Raw genomic sequence first — 24,364 nt, 5'->3', positions numbered from 1 at the left:
ACTAGCAGGCAAAGACTGGCAGGCACTGAAATGGACTGGGACAAACTTCGCATTTTTCACGCGGTCGCTGACGCGGGCTCGCTGACACACGCAGGTGACACGCTTCACCTGTCGCAGTCGGCTGTGAGCCGCCAGATCCGCGCACTGGAAGAGTCGCTGAACACCACCCTGTTCCACCGCCATGCCCGCGGCCTGATCCTCACCGAACAGGGCGAGCTGCTGTTTGACGCCACCCGTTCGATGAACAAGCGACTCGAAGCGGCCGCTGCGCGAATCCGTGACAGCTAAGAAGAAGTCTTCGGCGAGCTGAAAGTGACCACCACCACGGGATTCGGCACGCTCTGGCTCGCACCGCGTCTGTCAAAGCTTTACGACCGCTATCCGGACCTCAAGATCGACTTGATGCTCGAAGAGCGCGTTCTCGATCTTCCCATGCGCGAAGCCGATGTCGCCATTAGGATGAAAGAGCCCTCGCAGGCCGACCTCATCCGCAAGCGTCTGATGAACATCCGCATGCGCCTCTATGCGACCGAGGAATACATGGCCTCGCACGGTCCGCTCGACGTGATGGAAGACATCTCGAACCACCGTCTGATCTGTCAGAACCCCAACGCGCCGCAGGTCAGCGCGGGCGCTGTTCTGGTCCATAACCTGCTGGCTTGCGAAGTCTCCAGCACATTGACGGTAAACAACTATTTCGGTGCGCTTCAGGCGGTCATCGCGAACGTCGGCGTCGGCGTTCTGCCCGACTACCTGACCGAGGATTTCCCCCAGTTGATCCGCGTCCTTCCCGATGTGGAATCCGCAGAGGTTCCGGTGTTCCTCGCCTACCCCGAAGAGCTGCGCCAATCCAAGCGCGTGGCCGCCTTTCGCGACTTCGTTCAGGAAGAGCTTTTCGCGCATCGCAAGAAAATGCGCGAGGGCACCGCAGGCGCCACCGAGTAGCTATGCGCTGAGTGCATAGCGGAGTTGTATACGAGCGGGACTTAATTTTCTTGATCGTTCAAACTCTGCTGCCTATTTGAGCAATCGAAGCCGATGATGCTTTTACGCTCATCATCTTCATACCTCCCTGTTGGACTTCGCCGGGCCGTGTGCCCGGCGTTTTTTTTGACCTAGTGTCACCCCAGCCCTTCCCCCTTTAGCGCCTCTGCTCTAATAGGGCGGCAATTCCAAGCCTTCCGGGGGACACTATGGACGAACCGCAAATCACCGAAGACCTGATCGCAGCCCACGGCCTCAAGCCGGACGAGTACGAGCGTATTCTCGAAATCATCGGGCGCGAGCCGACCTTCACCGAACTCGGCATCTTTTCGGCGATGTGGAACGAGCACTGTTCCTACAAGTCCTCCAAGAAGTGGCTGCGCACCCTGCCGACCACCGGCCCGCAGGTCATCTGCGGCCCCGGCGAGAACGCAGGCGTCGTCGATATCGGCGACAACCAGGCCATCGTCTTCAAGATGGAGTCGCACAACCACCCGTCCTACATCGAACCGTACCAGGGTGCGGCGACCGGCGTGGGCGGCATTCTGCGTGACGTCTTCACCATGGGCGCCCGCCCGATCGCAGCGATGAACTCGCTCTCGTTCGGCTCGCCCGACCACCACAAGACCAAGCAGCTGGTGAACGGCGTCGTCGAAGGCGTCGGCGGCTACGGCAACTGCTTCGGCGTTCCGACCGTCGGCGGCGAAGTGCGCTTCCACCCCGCCTACAACGGCAACTGCCTCGTGAATGCATTCGCAGCCGGCCTCGCCGATGCGGACAAGATCTTCTACTCCGCCGCCTCGGGCGTCGGCATGCCGGTTGTGTACCTCGGCGCGAAAACCGGCCGTGACGGCGTCGGCGGCGCGACCATGGCATCGGCAGAATTCGACGAGACCATCGAAGAGAAGCGCCCCACCGTTCAGGTCGGCGACCCCTTCACCGAAAAGCGCCTGATGGAAGCCTGCATGGAACTGATGCAGACCGGCGCCGTGATCTCCATTCAGGACATGGGCGCTGCGGGTCTGACCTGCTCGGCCGTTGAAATGGGCGACAAGGGCGGCCTCGGCATCAAGCTTGAACTCGACCGCGTTCCGCAGCGCGAGCAGAACATGACCGCTTACGAAATGATGCTCTCCGAGTCTCAGGAACGTATGCTCATGGTTCTGAACCCCGAGCTCGAAGCCGAAGCCCGCGCTGTCTTCGACAAATGGGACCTCGATTTTGCAATCGTCGGCGAAACCATCGCCGAAGACCGCTTCCTCATCCTGCACGGCGACAAGGTCATGGCCGACCTGCCGCTGTCGGAACTGTCGTCCTCGGCTCCCGAATACGACCGTCCGTGGGTGGAAGCGCCTGCTGCCGAAGACCTGGCCGACGTGCCTGGCGTTGACCCGATCGACGGCCTGAAGGCTCTGCTGTCCTCGCCGAACTACGCAGGTAAGCAGTGGGTCTACGAACAGTACGACACCCAAGTCATGGGCGACACCGTCCAGCGTCCGGGTCTGGGCGCAGGCATCGTGCGCATCCACGGCACCGACAAGGCCGTTGCCTTCACCTCTGACGTGACCCCGCGCTACGTCAAGGCGAACCCGATCGAGGGCGGCAAGCAGGCCGTCGCCGAAGCCTACCGCAACCTGTCCGCCGTTGGCGCCAAGCCGCTGGCGACCACCGACAACCTGAACTTCGGCAACCCCGAAAAGCCCGAGATCATGGGCCAGTTCGTCGGCGCGCTCAAAGGTATCGGCGAAGCCTGTATCGCACTCGACACCCCGATCGTGTCGGGCAACGTCTCGCTCTATAACGAGACCGACGGTCAGGGCATCCTGCCGACCCCGACCATCTGCGCCGTGGGTCTGATCGAAAACCTCGACGATGCTATCCTCGGCACCGCCCGTGACGGCCACGTTGCGCTCCTCTTGGGCGAAACCACCGGTCACCTCGGCCAGTCGGCTATCCTCGCGGAAGTCTACAACCGCGAAGAAGGCGACGCGCCGCACGTCGATCTGGCAAAAGAAGCCGCCCACGGCGACTTCATCCGTGCCAACCGCAGCATGATCACCGCCTGCACGGACCTCGCAGACGGCGGCCTCGCGCTCGCAGCCTTCGAAATGGCCGAAGCAGCAGGCGTCGGCGTCACGCTCGACGCTGCCGACACCCCGACCCTCTTCGGTGAGGATCAGGGCCGCTACCTGATCGCTTGCGGTTACGACAAGGCCGAAGAGTTGATGATCGCCGCCGGTCAGGCAGGCGTCACCATCCAGACCGTCGGTAAATTCGGCGGCTCGGACGTCACCTTCGGCGGCGTCTCGGCCCCGCTCGAAGAACTCAAGACGATCTTCCGCTCGGCCTTCTACGACGCGATCCACTAAACGACACGCATCAGGCCCGCCCCTCCGGCGGGCCTTTTCGCACCTTTGCCTTCATTCTGATAAAAATACCTCCGCCGGAGGCATCCGCTCCGCGCAGCGGAGTGGAAACCGCTCATGTCCCTGCCCGACCTGACATCCGATTGCATGAACTGCGCCGCGCTCTGCTGCGTCAGCCTCGTGCTGGACAAGGGCAAGATGTTCGCGATCGACAAACCAGCGGGCAAACCCTGCCCCAACCTCGGCGGACATCTCTGCACGATCCACGAAAGCCTTGAAAACGAGGGCTTCAAGGGCTGCACGCTCTACGACTGCGCAGGTGCGGGCCAGCGCGTCACGCAGGAACGTTTCAACGGCGAAAGCTGGCGCGACGCGCCCGAACTGCTCCCCGCCATGATGCGCGACTTCGCCAACCTCCGCCCGCTGCACGAACGCCTGACGATGCTGGTCGCCGCCGAGAAATACAGCCTCACGCCAGAGCTCGAGGAGCGCCGCCAGCAACTCATTCGCAAGACCTCCCGCATCTGGAGCGATAGCCCGACTGCGAAAGAGGCGTTCGACGCGTTTATCCGCGACCTTCGCACACATGCGGGCAGCTAACCGCTTGCGACTGCCAATCCGCCGTCTTACATCTTAGGTAAGACAGGAGGCCTTTGCATGGCGATTACCGCAGAAGAAATCGAAACACTGATCCGCGGAACCTTTCCCGACGCCAACATTCAGGTGCAGGGCGACGACGGACAGCACTTTGCTGCCCTCGTAGAGGATGAAAGCTTCCGCAACATGAACCGGGTCCAGCAGCAGCGCGCCGTCAACGCCGCCATCCGTGAAAAGCTGGACAGCGGCGAACTCCACGCATTGGCGCTGACCACCCGCGCCCCGGAATAAGGAAATACCAATGTCCGCTCAGGAAAAAATCAAAGATACCGTCACCTCGAACCAGGTTGTCCTCTACATGAAGGGCACCAAGGAAATGCCGCAGTGCGGTTTCTCCTCGCGCGTGGCCGGCATCCTGAACTTCATGGACGTCAACTACACAGACGTGAACGTGCTGGCTGACGACGAAATCCGTCAGGGCATCAAGGATTACGCCGACTGGCCGACCATCCCGCAGCTCTACGTCAACGGCGAATTCGTCGGCGGCTGTGACATCATCACCGAAATGACCCTCTCGGGCGAACTGGACACCATGTTCGCGAACGAAGGCGTCACCTTCGACAAGGAAAAGGCCGATCAGATCCGCGCTGCGAACCAGTAAGCGCCAATCGGCATAAAACAACAAAGGGCCGGAGGATTTCCTCCGGCCCTTTTCATTTGAATAGCGGCGGCTGTTACTTGCGGATCTGCTTGCAGTTCATGAACAGCGTGACTTCTTCGGCCAGATCGGCATCAAACCAGCCCAGCATCGCGTCATCGCCTTGGGTCCACCACACATAGCCGTCCTCGACGGGCGGGCCCTGGTAGCGGACGCCTGATGCGGTCGGGACCGCGCGCAGGACGGCCACGTTGCCTTCGGCCATGACCACGACCTGCGGCGCGCCGTCCGAGTTCACATAGGCCACGTCGATCTTCACGTTGCGCTCGCAGCGGTATTCCACCGCTTCGATGTCGGCGATGGCGTGGGCCATCTGCGGCAGCGCCAGCGCGGCGGCCATGAGGCAATAGCGGATCATTGCGGCTCTCCTGCGGATTTCTTGGCCAGCTGATCGGCCAGATCCTCGGCCCGCGTGGCAAGCTCCTTGAGCATATCCGTCACCGACTCGGGGATATACGGCACTTCGATCCGCTCCGGCTCTGCCGTGGCGCGGCTTTCCAGATCAGCGACTTTGGCGCGCAGCTCGGCCAGTTCGGCGTCTGCGGTCTTGAGCTTGTCTTCGAGACCCACGGTTTTGTCCGCCAGCATCAGCGACGCCATCAGCAGCATCTGCGATTCAGGCATCCGGCCGATCTGGCTGGTGAGAACCGTGGCCTCCGCATCGATGAGCGAGGCAGCTTGCTGGAGGTAGGATTCCTCGCCTTCCTGACAGGCAACCTCGAACGAGCGGCCGCCGATAGAGATGACAACCTGCGGCATTATTCGGCCTCCTCCACGATGGGTTTGAGTTCTGCAAGAATGGCGGCGACCTCGTCGGCCTCTGCCTGACGGAGCGCTTTGACGGCCTCGAGCTCGGCCTGCATCGCGCGGTTGATCAGTTCCGCATCTGCGGCGCCCGCCTCGGCGGCTTCGCGCACGGCTTCGGCCTGCGCCTGCACGTCCGCATTGGCCTGACGCAGCGCGTTCAGATCGGCCTCGAACGCGGCGACACGGGCGCGCATCAGGTCCGCTTCGGCCTTGAGGCCTTCGTTCTCACTGCGCAGCGCATCGGCTTCCGCGCGACCTGCCTCCACGGCAGCGGTCAATTCGGCGACTTTCGGCTCAGTCGCGTCCGCCTCAGGGGCCGGAGCGCTCTCGGGCTGCGACTGGGAAGCGGTGCGGATCCGGTCGAGTGCCACTGTGATCCGGTATCCAAGTTCCGCGATTTCGCTCATAAGCCCCTTCTCCTCTGGCATTTTCTGCCTATTGGGTCGGCGTTATCCCTGCCTCGGGACCATGACCGCAAAGGCCGCGCCGAATCGTTTATTCTCATGGAAAGCGTATGTGAATCCCGCGAAAGCGCAAAGTGCGGGCAGTCATATCGTTCGTTTACGGCCCAATGACTTACGCCTCACGCTTGATCTTGTTTCCCGTACTGGTATGACCCCAAGTAACGATCCGCAAATTAGCGAAGGACCGAAGTTTTGGATATTGCTGCCCTGCGCGAAGCGCACCCCGATCACTGGAAGAAAGCCGCCGCCATCCGCTGCCTGACCCTCGATGCCGTTGCGGCCGCGAACTCGGGTCACTCTGGTATGCCGATGGGTATGGCCGACGTTGCGACCGTGCTCTACGAAAAGCACATCAACTTCGACCCGAAGAACCCGCTCTGGCCGAACCGCGACCGTTTCATCCTGTCGGCCGGCCACGGCTCGATGATGATCTACTCGCTGCTGTACCTCACCGGCTACGAGCAGGTGACACTCGACGAGATCAAGAATTTCCGCCAGTGGGGCGCCAAGACCGCCGGCCACCCGGAAAACTTCCTGCTCGACGGCGTTGAAGTCACCACCGGCCCGCTGGGTCAGGGCATCTCGAACTCGGTCGGCTTCGCCATGGCCGAGGAAATCCAGCGCGCCCGCTTCGGCAAGAAGGTAGTGGATCACTACACCTACGTGATGGCCGGTGACGGCTGCCTCATGGAAGGCGTGAGCCAAGAAGCCATTGGTCTGGCAGGCAAGCACGAGCTGTCGCACCTGATCGTCTTCTGGGACAACAACAACATCACCATCGACGGTAAAGTCGATCTGGCTGACAAAACCAACCAGCCCGAGCGCTTTGCCGCATCCGGCTGGCACGTTCAGGAAATCGACGGCCACGATCCGGTCGCGATTGATGAGGCCATCATCGCCGCCAAGGCCGACCCGCGCCCGTCGATGATCGCCTGCAAAACCCACATCGCTCTGGGCCACGCCGCTCAGGACACCTCGAAGGGCCACGGCGCGCTGACCAACGCCGAGCAGCTTGCAGAAGCCAAGAAGAACTACGGCGTCGACTGGGGTTCGTTCGAAATCCCCGCCGATATCAAGTCGCAGTGGGAATCCTTCGGCAACCGCGGCGCAGAAGCCCGCACCCAGTGGGAAGAAAACTTCGCCGCCCTCTCGGGCACCAAGCAGGCCGAATTCAACCGCCAGCTCGCAGGTGAAGCCCCCAAGAAGCTGTCGGCCACCATCCGCGCCCTGAAAAAGCAGATCTCGGAAGAGCAGCCCAAAGTCGCGACCCGCAAGGCGTCGGAAATGGTGCTCGAAGTCATCAACCCGATCATGCCCGAAACCGTCGGCGGCTCGGCTGACCTCACCGGCTCGAACAACACCAAGACCGGCGATCTGGGCATCTTCTCGCCCGAAGACCGCAAGGGCCGCTATGTCTACTACGGCATCCGCGAACACGGCATGGCCGCTGCAATGAACGGTATGGCCCTCCACGGCGGCGTACGCCCCTACGGCGGTACGTTCATGTGCTTCACCGACTACGCACGCGGCGCGATGCGCCTGTCGGCTCTGAGCCACCTGCCCGTGACCTACGTCATGACCCACGACTCGATCGGTCTGGGCGAAGACGGCCCGACCCACCAGCCGGTCGAACATCTCGCCATGCTGCGCGCGACCCCGAACACGCTCGTGTTCCGCCCCGCAGACGTCGTGGAAACTGCTGAAGCATGGGAAATCGCGCTGACCGAAACGGCAACCCCGTCGGTCCTCGCCCTCTCGCGTCAGAACCTGCCGACCGTCCGCGTCGAGCACAAGACCAAGAACCTCGTCGCCCAAGGTGCTTACATTCTGCGTGACGCCGAAAACGGCAAGCGTCAGGCGATCATCATGGCAACCGGCTCGGAGGTTGAAATCGCTCTGGCTGCTCGCGACATCCTCGAAGCCGAAGGCATCGGCACCCGCGTTGTGTCGGTTCCGTGTATGGAGCTGTTCGACAAGCAGGACGAAAGCTACCGTAAGCGCGTCCTGCCCGCAGGTCCGGTCCGCGTGGCTGTCGAAGCCGCCGTCCGTCAGGGCTGGGACAAGTACCTCCTCGGCGAGCGCGGCCGTGAACAGAAAGCCGGCTTCGTCGGCATGGACAGCTTCGGCGCGTCGGCTCCGGCTGAAACGCTCTACGAAAAGTTCGGCATCACCGCCGAAGCCGTCGCGGAAAAGGTCAAGAGCCTGCTCTGATCCCTGCCACAGGTTGCAAAACGGAACGCCGCGCATCACTGCGCGGCGTTTTCTTTTATGCGGAGTGGGGCTCCGCCCCGTCCCTGCGGGACTCCCCGAGGTATTTTTATCAGAATGAAGCGCAGCGCCGCTCTGCCTTTGTGCCGGAAATATCCCGGGGTGAATGGCGCGCAGCGCCAGAGGGGCAGCGCCCCTACCGCCGGATAGCGAAGCGGCCGGCGCCAGCTACAGCAAGCGCGAGGCAGCCACCTGCGATGGACCAGTTTTTCACGAAGATCGTCATCTGCCACGGATCTTCGGGGAGGAAATGGAAGATGCTGGTGAAGGCGCAGTAAGCTGCCGCAGCTAGCGCGAAGAGCCTTGTCTGCCAGCCTGCAAGCAGCGCGATGCCTGTGATCAGGTTGAACACCAGAGCAGGCCAGACGAGGACCGTGGGCATGTTCAGGCGCGCGAGGAGTTCCATCGCGTCGCTGGGTGAGAATGCTTTCTGAGCCGCGCCGCCGAGGAACAACACGGCGATCAGGATGCGGCCCAGAAGCAGGAGTGTATCGTCGAAGCGGTTCAATGGGCTGCTTTCGCGCCGGTGAATTTACCGATTAGCGGGCTGATGATGTGGGTGGCGACGGGGATCAGCAGCAGACCGTAGGCCAGACCGATGATGCCGTCGATCAGCGCTGTGACCGCCCATTCTGCAAAGCCTTGGGCGGCTTCGAACGCGTGACCGGCCTCGACCGCGAGGTGGTGGATGGTGTCGTAGGGCCAGTGCCAGCCGAGGTCGTGCAGGCCGTGGGTGATGATGTTACCGCCCACCCAGAGCATCGCCAGCGTACCGACGAAGGACAGCACTTTCATCACGATCGGCATCGCTTTGACCAGCCAGCGGCCGAAGTTGCGCGTACCGCTCCAGCGGCCGATAGCGGCGAGGTGCAGGCCGATGTCGTCCATCTTCACGATCAGCGCGACAGAGCCGTAAACGGCTACAGTGACGCCGATGGCGACGAGGGCGAGTGCGAGGGCTTCGACCCAGATCGCGCCTTCGGGGATGGCGGAGAGTGCGATGGTCATGATCTCTGCCGAGAGGATGAAGTCGGTTTTGATCGCACCTGCGACTTTGGACTCTTCGAGCTTGGCGGGGTCTTTGATGTCCATGTCCTCTTCGACATGGTGATCGGCGTGGGGGAAGAATTTGTGCAGCACCTTCTCCGCCCCCTCAAAGCACAGATAACTGCCCCCAAGCATCAATAGCGGGGTGATCGCTTGCGGAAGGAAGTTGGCCAGTAGCAGCGCAAGTGGAAGCAGGATGATCAGCTTGTTCCTGAGCGAGCCGAGCGTGATCTTCCAGATGATCGGCAGTTCGCGTTCGGCCTTGAAGCCCGTCAGATAGCTCGGGGTCACGGCGGCGTCGTCGATGATGACACCTGCGGTCTTGCTACCTGCCTTGGCGGCGGCAGCCGCGATGTCATCCACGCTTGATGCCGCGACCTTTGCGATGCCGGCCACGTCATCGAGCAAAGCGAGAAGTCCGCTCATGCCTGTTCCTTTCCAGATTCGTTCGGTCAAAGGTAAGCCGCCACCCAACTATGGCAAGGCGACAAATGTTGGCGCAAACGGTTAGCGATAACCTGTGCAATGACCCGACATTTATCGCTAACACATTGCAGAGATTGGCCTTTTCACCTTTGCCATCGCGGCATTTGTCGCTAGTCCCTTGGCAACCCTCGCCCGCTGCAAAGGACATCAGACCATGACCGTCACAATCGGAATCAACGGATTTGGCCGGATCGGCCGCTGCACTCTGGCCCATATCACCGAAGCCGCCCGCAACGACGTACAGGTGGTGAAGATCAACGCCACCGGCCCGATCGAAACCAACGCGCACCTGCTGAAGTACGACAGCGTTCATGGCCGCTTCGGCACGCCCGTCAAGGTCGACGGCAACGCGATGGATCTGGGCCGTGGTCCGATTGAAGTCATGTCCACCTACGATCCCGAAGAGCTCGACTGGTCGGGCGTTGATGTCGTGCTCGAATGCACCGGCAAATTCAACGACGGCGAGAAATCGAAGGTCCACCTTGATCGCGGTGCGAAGAAGGTTCTCATCTCCGCCCCCGCCAAGAACGTGTCGCGCACCGTGGTCTACGGCGTGAACCACCGCGATCTGCAACTGGACGAGAGCATGGTGTCGAACGGCTCGTGCACCACCAACTGCCTCGCTCCGCTGGCCAAGGTGCTCAACGACGCCATCGGTATCGAGAGCGGCATCATGACCACGATCCACAGCTACACCGGCGACCAGCCGACGCTGGACCGTCGCCACAAGGACCTCTACCGCGCCCGTGCTGCCGCGATGGCGATGATCCCGACCTCCACCGGTGCCGCGAAGGCACTGGGTGAGGTTCTGCCTGAAATGAAGGGCAAACTGGACGGCTCGTCAATCCGCGTGCCGACCCCCAATGTGTCCGCCGTGGACCTGTCGTTCGTCGCCGAAAAGTCTGTCACCGAGGCCGACGTCAACGAAATCGTCCGCGAAGCCGCCAATGGCTACATGGGCATGGTGCTGGGCTATGACGACGAGCCGAAGGTGTCGATCGACTTTAACCACACCACCGAAAGCTCCATCTTCGCCCCCGATCAGACCAAGGTCATGGGCCGCCTCGTGCGCGTGCTGGCGTGGTACGACAACGAGTGGGGTTTCTCGGCCCGTATGGCCGACGTTGCCGCCCACATGGGCCGCCTCAACTAAGCATATCACGCGAATTGCGCATGGCACCTTTCACGCATAGAAGGGTGCCATGTCGAACAAAGTTGCCATCTGGATCGCGGTCCTCGCCCTGCTCGCCATCGCGGTAGACAATTTCTACTACGGTGGAAGCGGGATTTTCTTTTTGATGCGCAAGTTCATCGACCTCATCGACTACTTTCAGTTCTGGCGCTGATCTTTGATGTGACCGTGAGGCACAGAAAGGTTGACCTTTCCGATTAAATTGCAATGTTAGCGCCAACGGAGAGAGCGCCAATCCCAATTACGAGTCGGAGGACTTCTCATGGCAGTCAAAGTAGCAATTAACGGCTTCGGTCGTATCGGGCGCAACGTCCTGCGCGGTATCATCGAAAGCGGTCGCACCGACATCGAAGTCGTCGCGATCAACGATCTGGGTCCGGTCGAGACCAACGCACACCTGCTGCGTTACGACTCGGTCCACGGCCGTTTCCCGGCTGAGGTCAAAACCACCGAAGACACCATCGACGTGGGCCGCGGCCCGATCAAGGTCACCGCGATCCGCAACCCGGCAGACCTGCCGTGGGGTGACATCGACATCATCATGGAATGCACCGGTATCTTCACCTCGAAGGACAAAGTGCAGGCCCACCTGTCGACCGGCGCCAAGCGCGTTCTGATCTCGGCTCCGGGCACCGACGCGGACAAGACCATCGTCTTCGGCGTCAACGACGACACCCTGACCGCAGACGACATCGTTGTGTCGAACGCATCGTGCACCACCAACTGCCTGTCGCCGGTAGCGAAGACCCTGAACGACGCCATCGGCATCGAAAAAGGCTTCATGACCACGATCCACTCGTACACCGGTGACCAGCCGACGCTGGATACCATGCACAAGGATCTCTACCGCGCCCGCGCTGCTGCCCTGTCGATGATCCCGACCTCGACCGGCGCTGCAAAGGCCGTTGGTCTGGTTCTGCCGGAACTGAAGGGCAAGCTGGACGGCGTCGCCATCCGCGTGCCGACCCCGAACGTTTCGGTCGTCGACCTCGTGTTCGAAGCCAAGCGCGCCACCACCGTCGAGGAAGTCAACGCAGCCATCCGCGCCGCCGCTGACGGCCCGCTGAAGGGCGTCCTGGGCTACACTGACGAGCCGCTGGTTTCGTCGGACTTCAACCACGATCCGCACTCGTCGATCTTCCACATGGACCAGACCAAGGTGATGGAAGGCAACATGGTGCGCATCCTGACCTGGTACGACAACGAGTGGGGCTTCTCCAACCGCATGGCCGACACCGCCGTTGCGATGGGCAAGCTGCTGTAATCAGCACCCGCAAGAATGACGAAAAGCCGTGTCTTCGGAGGCGGCTTTTTTGTTATGGGCCGCAGGATGGCGTTGGCCACTGCATGAAACAATCCTGTTATTAGAAATCGTGAGAAAAACCGCCCTCGGCTGATCACTTTTTTACGCCGGAAATTCTGCAAGAATGCGCCACAAGCCCCTGATTTTACACCGCTTACCCGCTTAGCGACAAGTGCATTGGCCTGTCTTATTTCTGTCATAAGTGGAAAAATCTTGTGTATAGTTAGACTTCACGAGACCGTGTCCTAGGTTGCTGACCCACATCGCGGTCGGCGGAAATTTGCCGCAGACCAGATTATCTTGGGGTACGAAACCTCGCAAAAACGGGAACTCGCGCAATCCGGAATATCGCAGTGACGGTCCTTTGTCCCGGCGATGCCAGATCGCGGCAGAGGCTCCCAACATAAATAAGAAGGAGGTCTGAATGACCGACCCGACGACCGAGACGCCGGAGGGCATTCCCACCCCCGATGGGGCCTCGCACATCATCGACACCGATTACGAGATCGGTCAGGACAACGTTGAAGGCAACGTTGGTCCGATCGGCTGGGATATCCATAATCCCGTCTTCGCCATGTCCGCGATCGCCGTTGTGGCGTTCGTGTTCTACACCCTTGCCCTGCCGGAGCAGGCCAGCAGCGTCTTCTCGTGGCTGTTCAACTCCGTGACCAAGCGCTTCGACTGGTTCTTCCTCGGCGCGGCGAACATCTTCGTGCTGTTCTCGCTGCTGCTGATCGTCACGCCGCTGGGTAACGTCCGCCTCGGCGGCACCGAAGCGCGCCCTGACTACGGCTACGTGGGCTGGTTCGCCATGCTCTTCGCAGCAGGTATGGGCATTGGCCTGATGTTCTACGGCGTATCCGAGCCGATGAGCCACTTCTCGTCCTCGCTGGGCGGCACCACCGTGGAAAACGGCATCCGAACCGACTGGGCTCCGCTCGGCGCTGCTGCGGGTGACGAAGCCGCTGCGGCACGCCTCGGCATGGCAGCGACCATCTTCCACTGGGGTCTTCACCCGTGGGCCATCTACGCTGTTGTCGCGCTCGCTCTGGCGCTGTTCAGCTACAACAAGGGCCTGCCGCTGACGATCCGTTCGGCCTTCTACCCGATCTTCGGCGATGCCGTCTGGGGCTGGGTCGGCCACATCATCGACACCCTCGCCGTGTTCGCCACCCTGTTCGGTCTGGCCACCTCGCTGGGCTTTGGTGCAACGCAGGCCAACGCGGGCCTCTACGAGCTCTTCGGCATTCCGGTCGGCTCGACGTCCGAGGTTATCCTGATCTCCATGATCACCGCCATCGCCCTCGTGTCGGTGCTGCGCGGTCTGGACGGCGGCGTCAAAGTCCTGTCGGAAATCAACATGGGCCTGGCGTTCATCCTGCTGATCTTCGTGCTGATCGTCGGCCCGACGATGTACCTGATCACCCTGTTCTGGGACTCGCTGGTCGCCTACATTGAATACCTGCCGGCACTGTCGAACCCGATTGGCCGTGAAGACGTGAACTTCTCGCAGGGCTGGACCTCGTTCTACTGGGCGTGGTGGATCTCATGGTCGCCGTTCGTGGGCATGTTCATCGCCCGCGTCAGCCGTGGCCGCACCGTGCGCGAATTCATGGTCTGCGTCCTGCTGATCCCGTCGCTCGTCTGCGTTCTGTGGATGTCGGTCTTCGGCGGCACCGCGCTGCATCAGGTCATCGCTGACGGCTACACTGTTGCGCAGGACGCGGCTCTGGAAATCAAGCTGTTCAAGATGCTCGACGTTCTGCCGCTGGCCAGCATCACCTCGCTGGTGGGTATCGTTCTGGTCATCGTGTTCTTCGTGACCTCGTCGGACTCCGGCTCGCTCGTGATCGATACGATCACCGCTGGCGGTAAAGTCGACGCTCCGGTCCCGCAGCGCGCGTTCTGGTGCCTCTTCGAAGGCGCGGTCGCGATCGCGCTCCTCCTGAGCGCTGGCGGCCTGCAATCGCTGCAATCAATGGTCATCTCGACCGGCCTGCCGTTCACGGTGGTGCTCCTGATCATGGTCTTCGCCATCTTCAAGGGCCTCATCAACGAACGCCGCTACGGCAAATAACACCAGAGGCCGCCCTTCGGGGCGGCCTTCTTCTTTGCCTTTGTGCCCCAAATATCCCGGGGTGAATGGCGCAACGCGCCAGAGGGGCAGCGCCCCTCCGCTCCCCACTCAGCCATCGCCGCATCTTGACCAGACACCCAAGCTGGGCCATGCAGCGGATATGAGTCAGATCGACAACCTTCCTCCGCTTCGCGACGTCATCGCCACGCACCAGTTGAGCGCCAAGAAATCGCTCGGCCAGAACTTCCTGCTGGACCTCAACCTGACCGCCAAGATCGCGCGTCAGGCGGGCAAGCTGGAAGAGGCCGATGTTCTGGAAATCGGCCCCGGTCCGGGCGGTCTGACACGCGGTCTGCTGTCGGAAGGTGCGCGCCGCGTGCTGGCTATCGAAAAAGACGAACGCTGCCTGCCCGCGCTGCAACAGATCGCCGACGCCTATGACGGGCGCCTTCAAGTGATCAACGCAGACGCGCTGGAGTTCGACCCGCTCGAATACCTCACCCCGCCGATCAAGATCGCGGCGAACCTGCCCTATAACGTCGGCACCGAACTGCTCGTGCGCTGGCTGACGCCGAAGGAATGGCCACCGTTCTGGGAGTCGCTGACGCTGATGTTCCAGAAGGAAGTCGCAGAGCGCATCGTCGCGAAACCCGGCTCCAAGGCGTACGGACGCCTCGCGATCCTCGCGCAGTGGCGTTCCGACGCGCGCATCGTGATCGACCTGCCGCCGCAGGCGTTCACCCCGCCGCCCAAGGTCTCCTCGGCTGTCGTGCATCTCACCGCCCTGCCCGAGCCGCGCTATCCCGCCGATGCGGCCGTGCTCTCGCGCGTTGTGGCGGCTGCGTTCAACCAGCGCCGCAAGATGCTGCGTGCCTCACTCAAGGGCGTGGCGCCGAATATCGAAGACCACCTCGCCGCCGCCGGTATCAAGCCGACGGACCGTGCAGAGCAGATCGGTCTTGAGGAATTCTGCGCGCTCGCCCGCTCGGTCGCCTCTCAGAACTGAGGCGACGCCTCCGCCGCTTTGGTGCGCATGACGCAGCCCGCCGCGTGGTCGTTCACAACGCCCATGGATTGAAGGAATGCGTACATCGTGGTCGGGCCGACGAATTTCCAGCCGCGTTTCTTAAGGTCCTTTGACAGCGCCACCGACGCAGGTGACGTCGCCCGCCATTGGGTGCCGGAGCCCTGATCGGCGGGGTCGGCGTAACTCCAGACGTATTTCGCTATGGAGCCTTCTGCCGCGACCAGTTCAATCGCGCGGCCCGCGTTATTGATCGCCGCTTCGATCTTGCCGCGATGACGGATGATGCCCGCATCGCCCAGCAGGCGCTCTACGTCGCTCTGATCGAACTGCGCAACCTTGTGGAAATCGAAACCGGCAAAGGCGCGGCGAAAATTCTCGCGCTTGCGTAGGATCGTCAGCCAGCTCAGGCCTGACTGGAACCCTTCGAGGCAGATTTTCTCGAACAGGCGGATGTCGTCGGTGACCGGATAGCCCCATTCGTTATCGTGGTAATGGATGTACTGGTCATCGCCCGCGCACCACGAACAACGCGAAACGCCGTCCGGCGCGGTGAAAGTTTCGAGCATGGTCCCCCCTAACAAAAACCCCGGCGCGATGGCCGGGGTTGATGTTTACTCTGCTGCGGCCGGGCTGTCATCCGACGGCGCGTCGTCAGCCTTGGCGCGCGGTTTGCGCGGCGCACGCGGTTTGCGCGGCTTGGGCTGGCTTTCGGGCGTATCGACCAGCGCGCTTTCGTCGCTGCCGTTGTCGTTCGTTTCGATCACGTCGGCGGACCCTTGGTCGGCTTTGTGTTCTTTTTGGTCTTTGTGCTCACGCGGCTGGCGCGGCTTGCGCTGACGCTGCGGCTTGCCTTCGGACTTCGCGTGCTGCGGGTCGTCCTGATGCTTGGGCTGCTCGTCACTCGCAGGCTGCTCTGCAACGTCAGGCTGATCGCCCGAACCGTTTGCAGCGTTTTCCTGCGCTTTCAGACGCTCGGAACGTTCGCGGTCACGCTCTGCCTGACGGCGGCGGTTTTCCTCTTCCTGCTCCTCACGGGCCTTGTCGACCTCGCGCTGCGCTTCGGCGAGCATACGCAGGTAATGTTCTGCGTGCTGTGCAAAGTTCTCGGCGGCCACACGGTCACCGGCCAGCTGCGCGTCGCGGGTCAGCTGGTTGTATTTGTCGATAATCTGTTGCGGCGTACCGCGGACTTTACCGTCGGGACCCGAGCTATCGAACACTCGGTTGATAATATTGCCGCCGGACGGACGGTTGTTGCGGTTCTTACCGCGGGACCGGGATTTTGAAGATCTCATGAACGTGCTTTCGTGCAGCGTTAGAAGTGCGTTGCGCTATGGCCCTACCGCTTAACCGCGGGAGATCGAAGCCGTGCGTGTTTAGGCTAGCACCAGTGGGGGGCCGAAGCCCGCTTCCGTCTGATACATCTCACTAAGCAACTCAGGCAGGTGATTACAAGCAGAAAAGCGAATTTACCGCCGAAAATCAGCGAATAACTGCCTCAATCGGCGGTTTGACACCCAATTACCACACGATCGCGACCATCAAGGTCCGACACGATCCGAACCCCCGTCAGCCCCGCCGCGCGGAAGAGGCCAGCGACTTCGGCGCCTTGGGACGGGCCAATCTCCACAATCAGACGACCGCCAGGCGCGAGGTGCTGCGGCGCGGTGCGCGCGATCTCGCGGTAGCATGTCAGACCGTCGGCATTGTCGGTCAGCGCGAGGTGCGGCTCGTAGTCCAGAACCTCTGGCGACAGGCCGTCCATTTCGTCGGCGGAGATATACGGCGGGTTGGAGACGATAAGGTCGATCTGCCCCTCGATCCCGTTCAGCCAGCTTGTGTTCAGGATCACCGCACGTTCGGACAGCCCGAGCGCGTCGGCGTTGTCCTCCGCCACGAGGCAGGCATCTTTGGAAATATCGGTGCCGACGCCTTGCGCATCGGGCATTTCCGCAAGCAAAGTCAGCAGGATACAGCCCGAACCTGTTCCAAGGTCGATCACCCCGTGAAACGGCTCCTGAAGCGCGACCTCGATCAGGATTTCCGTCTCGGGACGAGGGTCGAGGACATGGCGGTTCACCTTGAAATCGCGCCCGTAAAATGCGCGGCGACCGATGAGGTGGGACACGGGCTCCCTCGCGGCGCGGCGCAGGATCAGCGCGGCAAAGCGCGCCTCTTGGTCCTCGGTCACAGGATCGGGCAGGATCAACGTCAGACGGCCTGCCTCAACCCCGCACACATGCGCCAGAATACGGCGGGCATCGCGCGGCGCGTCGGGCACGCCCGCGTCATTGAGCTGACGAACGGCCTGCGCCAGAACGACGGAACCTGTGGGACGGCTCACCCTTCCATCTCCGCCAGCAGAGTCGCTTGTGCGTCAGAAATCAGCGCGTCGATGGTCTCGTCCAGATCGCCTTGCAGGATTTTATCCAGCGAATAGAGCGTCAGGTTGATGCGGTGATCGGTCATCCGGCCCTGCGGGAAATTGTAGGTGCGGATGCGCTCCGAACGGTCGCCCGAGCCGACCTGGCTTTTGCGGTTGGCGGAGCGTTCGTCGTGGACCTTCTGGCGCTCCATATCAAAGAGGCGCGTGCGCAGAACCTGCATCGCGATCTCGCGGTTGCGGTGCTGCGATTTCTCGGAGGACGTGACGACGATGCCCGTGGGCAAGTGCGTGATGCGCACAGCCGAGTCCGTGGTGTTGACGTGCTGACCGCCCGCACCGGACGAGCGCATGGTGTCGATGCGGATGTCGTTGGCGTTGATCTGGATGTCGACGTCCTCGGCTTCGGGCAGCACGGCAACCGTGGCGGCGGAAGTGTGGATACGCCCGCCGCTTTCGGTTTCGGGCACACGCTGGACGCGGTGAACGCCGGATTCGTACTTCAGACGGGCAAAGACGCCCTCGCCCGCAACACGCGCGGTGACTTCCTTGATACCGCCAAGTTCGGACAGTTGTTCTTCAAGGATCTCGAACTTCCAGCCGCGCCCTTCGGCGTAGCGCTGGTACATCCGCAACAGATCGCCCGCGAAAAGCCCCGCCTCGTCACCGCCCGTTCCGGGGCGGATTTCCATGATCGCAGGGCGCGCGTCGGCGGCGTCCTTGGGCAGCAGCGCCAGTTGCAGCGCGTGCTCCATCTCGGGAATGCGGGCTTTGAGCGCGGGGAGTTCTTCTTCCGCAAGATCGCGCATCTCGGGGTCTTTGAGCCAGCCCTCGGCCTCCTCAAGGTCAGCAACAGCCGTGCGGTACGCGTTGATCTGGTCAACGACGGGCTTGAGTTCGGCATACTCACGGGAAACCGTGACGATTTCGGCGGCGGACGCACCTTCGTTCAGCTTGGCTTCGAGGTATTCGAAACGCTGGCTAATTTGTGCGAGTTTATCTTGCGGGATCATGCGGTGGACATGGCGCGGAACGCGCCGTGCGTCAAGCGCCCTCGGACAGTCCCGCTTGGCGCAGCCAGCCGTCGACGCGCTTCTTATTCACGCCCATATCGCCTTTGCCGAAACGCGAACGGGCGTAGAGCACGATCTCCCAAATGGGTGCCTCGCCTGCCATGCGGTCCAGCCGAACCGTGGTATAATCGGGGTAGCCCATGAGTTTGGAGCGGGTTTCGTACGTGACCATGTGATCCTCGCGCGAGCCTGCGATGATCACGGTGCGGTCGGTCGATCCCATTGCATCGAAAAGCGCGTCGATCTTGGTCTGATCGGCAGTGCGCACCACGGCGATGTGCGAATTCAACCCTGTTTCGCTGCCACTTTGGGGAATGTTGTCCGGCATACGGTGCCATTGCGCGGCGTCGGTCGGCGCGACGCGGACCCAGACGGCGAACACCAAAACCAGAAGAACAACAACGGCAACGATCCAGAACAGCATTTTCATCACTTCCCTTTCAGGCGCCACGCGATGAGCGAACAAAGCTCCATCGCGACGTGAGCGCCGGCGACGGCGGTGATGTTCCCGTGATCGAACGGAGGAGAGACCTCGACCACATCGCCGCCAACAATATTGATCCCCGCCAGATCCCGCAGAACCGCCGCAGCCTGCCAGCTTGCCAGACCGCCCCAGACGGGCGTGCCGGTGCCGGGGGCGTAGGCGGGATCGAGCGCGTCAATGTCAAACGTCACGTAGGTCGGATTGTTCCCGACAAGCGTTTTGGCTTGCTCCACGACATGGGCGATGCCCTTTTCATGGACGGTGCGGGCGTCGATGTAGTTCATGCCGCAATAGTCGTCGCATTCGGTGCGGATACCGATCTGGACAGAGCGTTTGGGGTCCACAAGGCCCAGCTTGACCGCCTTATACATAAAGGTGCCGTGGTCGATCCGGTCGTAGTCGTCATCCGCCCAGAGGTCGGAGTGCGCGTCGAACTGGATCACCGACATAGGGCCGTATTTTTCGGCATATGCGCGCAGAATCGGCAGGGTGATGAAGTGATCGCCGCCCAAGGTCACACTTGCGGCACCGGAGGCGAGGATGGTCTGGATATGCTCGGTCACAAGGCCCGGAAAGCTCGGGGTGTGGGCGTAGTCGAACGGCATGTCGCCGTAGTCGATGATCGTGGTTTCGCCCAGCGGATCGAACGGCCAGCCGTAGGGCGGGTCGTAGGGCTGGAGCGTCGACGCCTCGCGGATCGCGCGGGGGCCAAGGCGGGTGCCGGTGCGGTTCGTGACCGCTTGGTCGAACGGAATGCCGGTGACGGCGATTTCGACGTCCGTCAGGTCCTTTGTGTAGGTGCGGCGCAGGAACGAGGTCGCGCCGCCAAAGGCGTTTTCATAGGCCAGACCGCGGCGCTCTTTGCGGGTGAATGCAAGGTCGACCTGTTTCTTCGCGTCTTCGAGCGCCATGAGAGACTCCTTTTGATCAAATCCCGCTCACAGAGCCCGATTGCCGCGCGAAAATCAAGCGTCCCTCTTTGCAAGCGCGTCCCGCAGCGCCGAAGCCGCCGCGATCATGCCGGCGTGCGAAAACCCTTGGGGGAAATTGCCGAGCATCTGCTTGGTGGCGGGATCGTATTCTTCGGCCATAAGACCCAGATCGTTGAATCCTTCGATCATCCCGTCGATCTGGCGGGCCGCGTCCTCGCAGCGCCCTGCCCGCGCAAGGTAATCGGCGGCCCAGAAACCGCAGACGACGAACGTGCCTTCGGTCCCGTCCAGCCCGTCCACGCCGTCGGCGTAGCGGCGGTAATAGGGTCCGTCGGCAAGCTCGTCCGTGATCGCCTCAAAGGTCGAGACCATGCGCGGATCGTCTGCCGCGATGATGCCGATACGCGGCAGAAGCAGGACCGCAGCGTCGAGCCAGTCGCCCCCGATCGCGCCCATGAACGCGCCGCGCTCTTCGTTCCATGCGTCCTCGAGCACGGTGCGCTTGATGACATTAGCCTCTTGGCGGAACGGTTCGGGGTTGTCCTCGATGATACCGCGTTCACATAGCAGGACGTAGCAATCGAGCGCGGACCAGCACATTGCCTTGGAATAGGTGTGGTGACGACGCGATCCGGGCATTTCCCAGAGACCGTTGTCGGGCAGCGTCCACTGGTCACGGACCACGCGGGCGAAGCCTTGCAGCAGCTGGCATTCGCTATCCGACAGCGTGCCGCCATTGTCGACGTAGCACACCGCCGCGTAGAGCATGGAGCCATATACATCGAGTTGTAACTGGTCCATCGCGTCGTTCCCGCGAATGACGGGACCGCTGCCGCGATAGCCCTCGTATGCCGTCAGCGGTTCGGGATCGGGACCCGAGCGGCCACGGATATCGTAGAAGGTTCCAAGCTGCGGCGCGGTCTCGCGGCTCGCCTCCATCAGCCAGCGGAAGAAGGCGGTGCCTTCGTCGGTAAAGCCGAGGTCGAGGAAAGCGTTCAGCACGAACGCCGCGTCCCGCAGCCAACAGTAGCGGTAGTCGTAATTGCGAATGCCGCCGATGGTTTCGGGCAGACCCACAGTGGGGGCCGCAACGACCGCGCCGGTGTCGGCGTGGGTTAGAAGGAGCAGCGTAATCAGGCTACGTTCAACGTATGTGCCGTAGGGGCCGTCGTAGTCGAAGTCCTGTAGTTTCTCCTCCCACTGGTGGGCGACACGTTCGAGCGTTTCCCACGCAGCGCCCTCGCCCATCGGGCCGCATTCGTTTTCGGTGTAGGTGATGACAAGGTAGTGGAAGGACTTCGGCTCCAGCTTTTGACGCAGGCGCAGCGTGCCGCCGCAGGTGCGCTCCAGCGGGAGGTCCGTTTCGATGAGGACTTCTCCGTTGGCGGTGTCGCAATACCACAGCCCATCTTCGTCCTTTCTCAGATGGGGAAGGACGGCACCGAAGTTGGGACGCGGCGCCACGGTGATGTCGATCTCGGGCTCGCCGTCGGTGACTTCGATCAGGCGCAACACACGGTGCCCGCGCGTGAGGCATCCGTCCACAGGAAGGTCCATCGCGTCAGAGACCTTGATCGCGCCCTGCGGGGTTTCGTGGAGGGTTTCCAAGATCGGCATCCGGTCGCGGTAACGGCGGCTAATGATGCGCTCGCCCTCCTCCGGCTCGGCTAGAGCCACGCGGCAGACACCGCCGCGATACCGGTCGAGGAGTTCGGCAAAGATCGCGTCCCCGTCGAACTGTGGCATACACAGCCAGTCGAGCGAGCCGTCCCCCGCGATCAGCCCCACCGTCGAAGTATCCCCGATGACTGCATGATTGCCGATCGGGATGTAGCCTTCGTGCCGTTCGGTGGAAATGCGGGTGAACGGCGTCGGCTGGGCAGTGTCGTTGGGCACGGGGGTGGTCCTTATAATCTGGAGAGGTAAGCGCCGGCAAGGCTTGGTGGTTCCGTGCTCTGCCGCAACCGGAGTGTTCGCGGGCTGCCCTTGCGCGGTATGGGGGCGCTGCCCCCCTCTGGTCCTGCGGACCATTCACCCCCGGGATATTTTCGGCACAAAGGCAGGCAGGGGCTTGCGCGTTCTGGGGCGGCGGATTAGCTGCTGCGTCATGGCACGTGCACCCCTACTCCAGCTCACCGATATTTCGCTCACCTTTGGCGGCGATCCTGTTTTCGAAGACCTTTCGGCCATTGTGCAGGAAGGCGACCGCGTTGCGCTGGTCGGGCGGAACGGATCGGGCAAGTCCACCCTGATGAAGGTGATGGCCGGCCTGATCGAGGCCGACAAAGGCGACCGCGTGATCCCTGCCGGCGTGACCGTCGGCTATATGGAGCAGGACCCGACCATGGAAGGCTTTGCCACGCTGGGCGATTACGCCGCGAGCGAGCTGGACGAGGCGGAGCGCTACCGTATCGAGATGGTGGCCGAGGGGCTGAAGTTCGATCCTGCGCGCCCTGTCGAGACCGCATCGGGCGGTGAGCGCCGCCGCGCGGCATTGGCCAAGTTGATGGCGGAAGCGCCCGAGTTGATGCTGCTGGACGAGCCGACGAACCACCTCGATATCGAGGCGGTGCAGTGGTTGGAGGACCAGCTGAAGAATATCAAAGCGGGATATGTTCTGATCTCGCACGACCGCGCGTTCCTGCGCAGCCTGACCCGTGCGACGCTCTGGATCGACCGCGGAATGGTGCGCCGACAGGAGACCGGCTTTGACGGGTTCGAGGCGTGGCGCGACAAGATCTGGGAAGACGAGGACGTCGCCCTTCACAAGATGGATCGCAAGATCAAGGCCGAGGCGCGTTGGGCGGTCGAGGGCATCAGCGCCCGCCGTAAGCGTAACCAGGGCCGTGTGCGTGCGCTGCAAGAGATGCGCGCTGACCGTGCGTCAGTCATCAAACGTCAGGGGACTGCGGCGCTGCAACTCGACAGCGGGCCTGTTTCGGGCAAGAAAGTGATCGAGGCGCGCGGGCTGACCAAGGCGTTCGATGACAAGCAGATCGTCAAGGGGCTCGATCTGTTGGTGCAGCGCGGCGACCGCGTGGCCTTCGTCGGGCCGAACGGCGTGGGCAAGACCACCGTCATCAAGATGCTGCTGGGTCAGGAAGCGCCCGACGAGGGCAGCGTGTCGCTGGGCACGAACCTCGAAGTGGCCGTGTTCGACCAGACACGTGCGCAGCTCGATCCCGAGATGACGCTTTGGGACAGCCTTACGGGCGATCCCGAAATGCGTGTCGGCGGTCGTGCGGATCAGGTGATGGTGCGCGGCAATCCCAAGCACGTTGTGGCCTATCTGAAGGACTTCCTGTTCGACGAAGGCCAAGCGCGCGCGCCTGTGAAATCGCTGTCGGGCGGTGAGAAGGCGCGTCTGCTGCTGGCCAAACTCATGGCCAAGCCGTCGAACCTGTTGGTGCTCGACGAACCGACGAACGATCTGGATATCGAGACGCTGGACCTGCTTCAGGAACTGCTCGACAACTACGACGGCACCGTGATCCTCGTGAGCCACGACCGTGACTTCCTCGACCGTGTGGCGACGACCACCATCGCGATGGAAGGCAACGGCAACGCCACCGTTTATGCGGGCGGTTGGAGCGATTATCTGGCGCAGCGCGGCGAGCAGACCAAGCAGGACAAGGTCGAGAAAGCAGAGAAGCCGAAAGCGGAGAAGCCCAAGGCCGAAAACCGCAAATCGGGTCTGACTTTCACCGAGAAGCACCGTCTGGAGGCGCTGCCTGCGGAGATCGACAAGCTGACCGCAGAGATCGGCAAACTCGAAGTGCTGATGGCCGATCCGGAGCTGTTCACCAAACAGCCGGTGAAGTTCCAGAAGGCGACGGAAGCGTTGGTGCAGCGGCAGGACGCGCTCGCCGCTGCGGAAGAGGAATGGCTGCTTCTGATGGAAAAATCAGAGGCTTAACCCTTCCCGAGCGAGATCCAGACCAGAAGGACGAAGATCGTCGGGACGGCCACCAGAACGGGGACCATCAGGCCGCCGATGCCGAAGGCTGCGACGGCAGCAGCGATCACGGCGATGATGGCGACGAGCGCCAGCAGCGGAAGCATGATCGTGCGGATGTTTTCGGAAGATACGTTATCATGAGTCATGGGTGCGGTGATCGCACACACATGTAAAATCAGGAATGCGACAGGCTGTCAC

At 62.1% G+C, this 24,364-nt stretch carries 24 protein-coding genes and 1 pseudogene; 12 read left to right on the top strand and 13 right to left on the bottom strand.

What is annotated here, in order from left to right; genetic code table 11:
- Positions 1 to 30 precede the first annotated feature (30 nt).
- From HCZ30_RS13005 to grxD, 5 genes and pseudogenes are all read left to right on the top strand, one after another.
- A pseudogene (locus HCZ30_RS13005) lies at positions 31 to 945 on the top strand (LysR family transcriptional regulator).
- A gap of 248 nt (positions 946 to 1,193) precedes the next feature.
- A complete protein-coding gene (purL, locus tag HCZ30_RS13000; protein ID WP_167638736.1) occupies positions 1,194 to 3,353 on the top strand; it encodes a phosphoribosylformylglycinamidine synthase subunit PurL in 2,160 nt (719 codons plus the stop codon).
- A gap of 114 nt (positions 3,354 to 3,467) precedes the next feature.
- Positions 3,468 to 3,950, top strand: coding sequence for a hypothetical protein (locus HCZ30_RS12995; protein WP_167638735.1), 483 nt, complete (start codon positions 3,468 to 3,470; stop codon positions 3,948 to 3,950).
- Between the two features lie 57 nt (positions 3,951 to 4,007).
- On the top strand, positions 4,008 to 4,238 hold the full coding sequence (locus tag HCZ30_RS12990; protein WP_167638734.1) for a BolA/IbaG family iron-sulfur metabolism protein: 231 nt from the start codon (positions 4,008 to 4,010) through the stop codon (positions 4,236 to 4,238).
- Between the two features lie 10 nt (positions 4,239 to 4,248).
- Positions 4,249 to 4,608: a Grx4 family monothiol glutaredoxin gene (gene grxD / locus HCZ30_RS12985; protein WP_167638733.1), complete on the top strand. Its 360-nt coding sequence runs from the start codon at positions 4,249 to 4,251 to the stop codon at positions 4,606 to 4,608.
- 73 nt (positions 4,609 to 4,681) lie between these two features.
- On the opposite strand, the gene HCZ30_RS16750 is transcribed toward grxD, so the two are convergent.
- From HCZ30_RS16750 to HCZ30_RS12970, 3 genes are read right to left on the bottom strand one after another with little or no spacing between them, the layout of a single operon-like run.
- Complete coding sequence (locus HCZ30_RS16750) at positions 4,682 to 5,023, bottom strand: MliC family protein (protein ID WP_167638732.1); 342 nt, start codon at positions 5,021 to 5,023, stop codon at positions 4,682 to 4,684.
- Positions 5,020 to 5,424, bottom strand: a complete 405-nt coding sequence (locus HCZ30_RS12975) for a cell division protein ZapA (RefSeq protein WP_167638731.1) — start codon at positions 5,422 to 5,424, stop codon at positions 5,020 to 5,022. Before HCZ30_RS12975 ends, HCZ30_RS16750 begins: the two co-directional genes overlap by 4 nt.
- Complete coding sequence (locus HCZ30_RS12970; RefSeq protein ID WP_167638730.1) at positions 5,424 to 5,879, bottom strand: hypothetical protein; 456 nt, start codon at positions 5,877 to 5,879, stop codon at positions 5,424 to 5,426. Before HCZ30_RS12970 ends, HCZ30_RS12975 begins: the two co-directional genes overlap by 1 nt.
- A 249-nt stretch (positions 5,880 to 6,128) precedes the next feature.
- Between HCZ30_RS12970 and tkt the strand changes: the two genes are divergently transcribed.
- Positions 6,129 to 8,147: a transketolase gene (gene tkt / locus HCZ30_RS12965; RefSeq protein ID WP_167638729.1), complete on the top strand. Its 2,019-nt coding sequence runs from the start codon at positions 6,129 to 6,131 to the stop codon at positions 8,145 to 8,147.
- Positions 8,148 to 8,340: 193 nt separating this feature from the next.
- Here tkt and HCZ30_RS12960 read toward each other — a convergent pair whose 3' ends face one another.
- Positions 8,341 to 8,712, bottom strand: a complete 372-nt coding sequence (locus HCZ30_RS12960) for a DoxX family protein (RefSeq protein WP_167638728.1) — start codon at positions 8,710 to 8,712, stop codon at positions 8,341 to 8,343.
- Entirely contained in the window at positions 8,709 to 9,677 is a 969-nt protein-coding gene (locus tag HCZ30_RS12955) for a DUF808 domain-containing protein (protein WP_167638727.1), read from the bottom strand. Before HCZ30_RS12955 ends, HCZ30_RS12960 begins: the two co-directional genes overlap by 4 nt.
- Before the next feature lie 214 nt (positions 9,678 to 9,891).
- Between HCZ30_RS12955 and gap (HCZ30_RS12950) the strand changes: the two genes are divergently transcribed.
- The 5 genes from gap (HCZ30_RS12950) to rsmA all read left to right on the top strand — a co-directional run bounded on the left by gap (HCZ30_RS12950) (position 9,892) and on the right by rsmA (position 15,315).
- On the top strand, positions 9,892 to 10,890 hold the full coding sequence (gap, locus tag HCZ30_RS12950; protein WP_167638726.1) for a type I glyceraldehyde-3-phosphate dehydrogenase: 999 nt from the start codon (positions 9,892 to 9,894) through the stop codon (positions 10,888 to 10,890).
- Positions 10,891 to 10,939: 49 nt separating this feature from the next.
- The gene (locus HCZ30_RS12945; RefSeq protein WP_167638725.1) at positions 10,940 to 11,083 is read left to right on the top strand and encodes a hypothetical protein; all 144 of its coding nucleotides are present in this window, start codon (positions 10,940 to 10,942) and stop codon (positions 11,081 to 11,083) included.
- 108 nt (positions 11,084 to 11,191) lie between these two features.
- The gene (gap, locus tag HCZ30_RS12940; protein WP_167638724.1) at positions 11,192 to 12,193 is read left to right on the top strand and encodes a type I glyceraldehyde-3-phosphate dehydrogenase; all 1,002 of its coding nucleotides are present in this window, start codon (positions 11,192 to 11,194) and stop codon (positions 12,191 to 12,193) included.
- Positions 12,194 to 12,656: 463 nt separating this feature from the next.
- Positions 12,657 to 14,309, top strand: coding sequence for a BCCT family transporter (locus HCZ30_RS12935; RefSeq protein ID WP_167638723.1), 1,653 nt, complete (start codon positions 12,657 to 12,659; stop codon positions 14,307 to 14,309).
- A gap of 160 nt (positions 14,310 to 14,469) precedes the next feature.
- The gene (gene rsmA, locus HCZ30_RS12930) at positions 14,470 to 15,315 is read left to right on the top strand and encodes a 16S rRNA (adenine(1518)-N(6)/adenine(1519)-N(6))-dimethyltransferase RsmA (protein WP_167638722.1); all 846 of its coding nucleotides are present in this window, start codon (positions 14,470 to 14,472) and stop codon (positions 15,313 to 15,315) included.
- On the opposite strand, the gene HCZ30_RS12925 is transcribed toward rsmA, so the two are convergent.
- From HCZ30_RS12925 to HCZ30_RS12895, 7 genes are all read right to left on the bottom strand, one after another.
- A complete protein-coding gene (locus HCZ30_RS12925) occupies positions 15,306 to 15,902 on the bottom strand; it encodes a DNA-3-methyladenine glycosylase I (RefSeq protein WP_167638721.1) in 597 nt (198 codons plus the stop codon). The two genes, rsmA and HCZ30_RS12925, sit on opposite strands and share 10 nt — an antisense overlap.
- A 45-nt stretch (positions 15,903 to 15,947) precedes the next feature.
- Positions 15,948 to 16,631: a DUF4167 domain-containing protein gene (locus tag HCZ30_RS12920; protein WP_167638720.1), complete on the bottom strand. Its 684-nt coding sequence runs from the start codon at positions 16,629 to 16,631 to the stop codon at positions 15,948 to 15,950.
- 203 nt (positions 16,632 to 16,834) lie between these two features.
- On the bottom strand, positions 16,835 to 17,680 hold the full coding sequence (prmC, locus tag HCZ30_RS12915) for a peptide chain release factor N(5)-glutamine methyltransferase (RefSeq protein ID WP_167638719.1): 846 nt from the start codon (positions 17,678 to 17,680) through the stop codon (positions 16,835 to 16,837).
- Positions 17,677 to 18,732 (bottom strand): peptide chain release factor 1, encoded by a 1,056-nt coding sequence (gene prfA, locus HCZ30_RS12910; protein WP_167638718.1) that lies wholly within the window; start codon positions 18,730 to 18,732, stop codon positions 17,677 to 17,679. Before prfA ends, prmC begins: the two co-directional genes overlap by 4 nt.
- Before the next feature lie 31 nt (positions 18,733 to 18,763).
- Complete coding sequence (locus HCZ30_RS12905; protein ID WP_167638717.1) at positions 18,764 to 19,222, bottom strand: DUF1499 domain-containing protein; 459 nt, start codon at positions 19,220 to 19,222, stop codon at positions 18,764 to 18,766.
- Positions 19,222 to 20,187, bottom strand: a complete 966-nt coding sequence (speB, locus tag HCZ30_RS12900; RefSeq protein ID WP_167638716.1) for an agmatinase — start codon at positions 20,185 to 20,187, stop codon at positions 19,222 to 19,224. The genes HCZ30_RS12905 and speB overlap by 1 nt, the downstream gene beginning before the upstream one ends.
- A 54-nt stretch (positions 20,188 to 20,241) precedes the next feature.
- On the bottom strand, positions 20,242 to 22,104 hold the full coding sequence (locus tag HCZ30_RS12895) for a glycoside hydrolase family 15 protein (RefSeq protein WP_167638715.1): 1,863 nt from the start codon (positions 22,102 to 22,104) through the stop codon (positions 20,242 to 20,244).
- A gap of 211 nt (positions 22,105 to 22,315) precedes the next feature.
- On the opposite strand from HCZ30_RS12895, the gene HCZ30_RS12890 reads away from it, so the two are divergent.
- Positions 22,316 to 24,124, top strand: coding sequence for an ABC-F family ATP-binding cassette domain-containing protein (locus tag HCZ30_RS12890; protein ID WP_167638714.1), 1,809 nt, complete (start codon positions 22,316 to 22,318; stop codon positions 24,122 to 24,124).
- Here the strand turns inward: HCZ30_RS12890 and HCZ30_RS12885 are convergent.
- Complete coding sequence (locus HCZ30_RS12885; protein WP_167638713.1) at positions 24,121 to 24,312, bottom strand: hypothetical protein; 192 nt, start codon at positions 24,310 to 24,312, stop codon at positions 24,121 to 24,123. The two genes, HCZ30_RS12890 and HCZ30_RS12885, sit on opposite strands and share 4 nt — an antisense overlap.
- Positions 24,313 to 24,364 lie beyond the last annotated feature (52 nt).

Source organism: Marivivens donghaensis, from assembly GCF_011806565.1.
Classification (GTDB): domain Bacteria; phylum Pseudomonadota; class Alphaproteobacteria; order Rhodobacterales; family Rhodobacteraceae; genus Marivivens; species Marivivens donghaensis_A.
The sequence above is the reverse complement of the archived record's forward strand: the minus strand, read 5'-3'. Positions and strand labels throughout refer to the sequence as shown.

Bases quoted from the DNA above. Each gene is read 5' to 3' on its own strand.
- gap (WP_167638724.1), top strand. From the start codon at position 11,192: ATGGCAGTCAAAGTAGCAATTAACGGCTTCGGTCGTATCGGGCGCAAC.
- HCZ30_RS12935 (WP_167638723.1), top strand. From the start codon at position 12,657: ATGACCGACCCGACGACCGAGACGCCGGAGGGCATTCCCACCCCCGAT.
- HCZ30_RS12920 (WP_167638720.1), bottom strand. From the start codon at position 16,631: ATGAGATCTTCAAAATCCCGGTCCCGCGGTAAGAACCGCAACAACCGT.
- HCZ30_RS12890 (WP_167638714.1), top strand. From the start codon at position 22,316: ATGGCACGTGCACCCCTACTCCAGCTCACCGATATTTCGCTCACCTTT.
- HCZ30_RS12995 (WP_167638735.1), top strand. From the start codon at position 3,468: ATGTCCCTGCCCGACCTGACATCCGATTGCATGAACTGCGCCGCGCTC.
- HCZ30_RS12925 (WP_167638721.1), bottom strand. From the start codon at position 15,902: ATGCTCGAAACTTTCACCGCGCCGGACGGCGTTTCGCGTTGTTCGTGG.
- purL (WP_167638736.1), top strand. From the start codon at position 1,194: ATGGACGAACCGCAAATCACCGAAGACCTGATCGCAGCCCACGGCCTC.
- grxD (WP_167638733.1), top strand. From the start codon at position 4,249: ATGTCCGCTCAGGAAAAAATCAAAGATACCGTCACCTCGAACCAGGTT.
- HCZ30_RS16750 (WP_167638732.1), bottom strand. From the start codon at position 5,023: ATGATCCGCTATTGCCTCATGGCCGCCGCGCTGGCGCTGCCGCAGATG.
- HCZ30_RS12970 (WP_167638730.1), bottom strand. From the start codon at position 5,879: ATGAGCGAAATCGCGGAACTTGGATACCGGATCACAGTGGCACTCGAC.
- gap (WP_167638726.1), top strand. From the start codon at position 9,892: ATGACCGTCACAATCGGAATCAACGGATTTGGCCGGATCGGCCGCTGC.
- HCZ30_RS12945 (WP_167638725.1), top strand. From the start codon at position 10,940: ATGTCGAACAAAGTTGCCATCTGGATCGCGGTCCTCGCCCTGCTCGCC.
- prfA (WP_167638718.1), bottom strand. From the start codon at position 18,732: ATGATCCCGCAAGATAAACTCGCACAAATTAGCCAGCGTTTCGAATAC.
- HCZ30_RS12990 (WP_167638734.1), top strand. From the start codon at position 4,008: ATGGCGATTACCGCAGAAGAAATCGAAACACTGATCCGCGGAACCTTT.
- rsmA (WP_167638722.1), top strand. From the start codon at position 14,470: ATGAGTCAGATCGACAACCTTCCTCCGCTTCGCGACGTCATCGCCACG.
- HCZ30_RS12885 (WP_167638713.1), bottom strand. From the start codon at position 24,312: ATGACTCATGATAACGTATCTTCCGAAAACATCCGCACGATCATGCTT.
- HCZ30_RS12975 (WP_167638731.1), bottom strand. From the start codon at position 5,424: ATGCCGCAGGTTGTCATCTCTATCGGCGGCCGCTCGTTCGAGGTTGCC.
- HCZ30_RS12955 (WP_167638727.1), bottom strand. From the start codon at position 9,677: ATGAGCGGACTTCTCGCTTTGCTCGATGACGTGGCCGGCATCGCAAAG.
- HCZ30_RS12905 (WP_167638717.1), bottom strand. From the start codon at position 19,222: ATGAAAATGCTGTTCTGGATCGTTGCCGTTGTTGTTCTTCTGGTTTTG.
- speB (WP_167638716.1), bottom strand. From the start codon at position 20,187: ATGGCGCTCGAAGACGCGAAGAAACAGGTCGACCTTGCATTCACCCGC.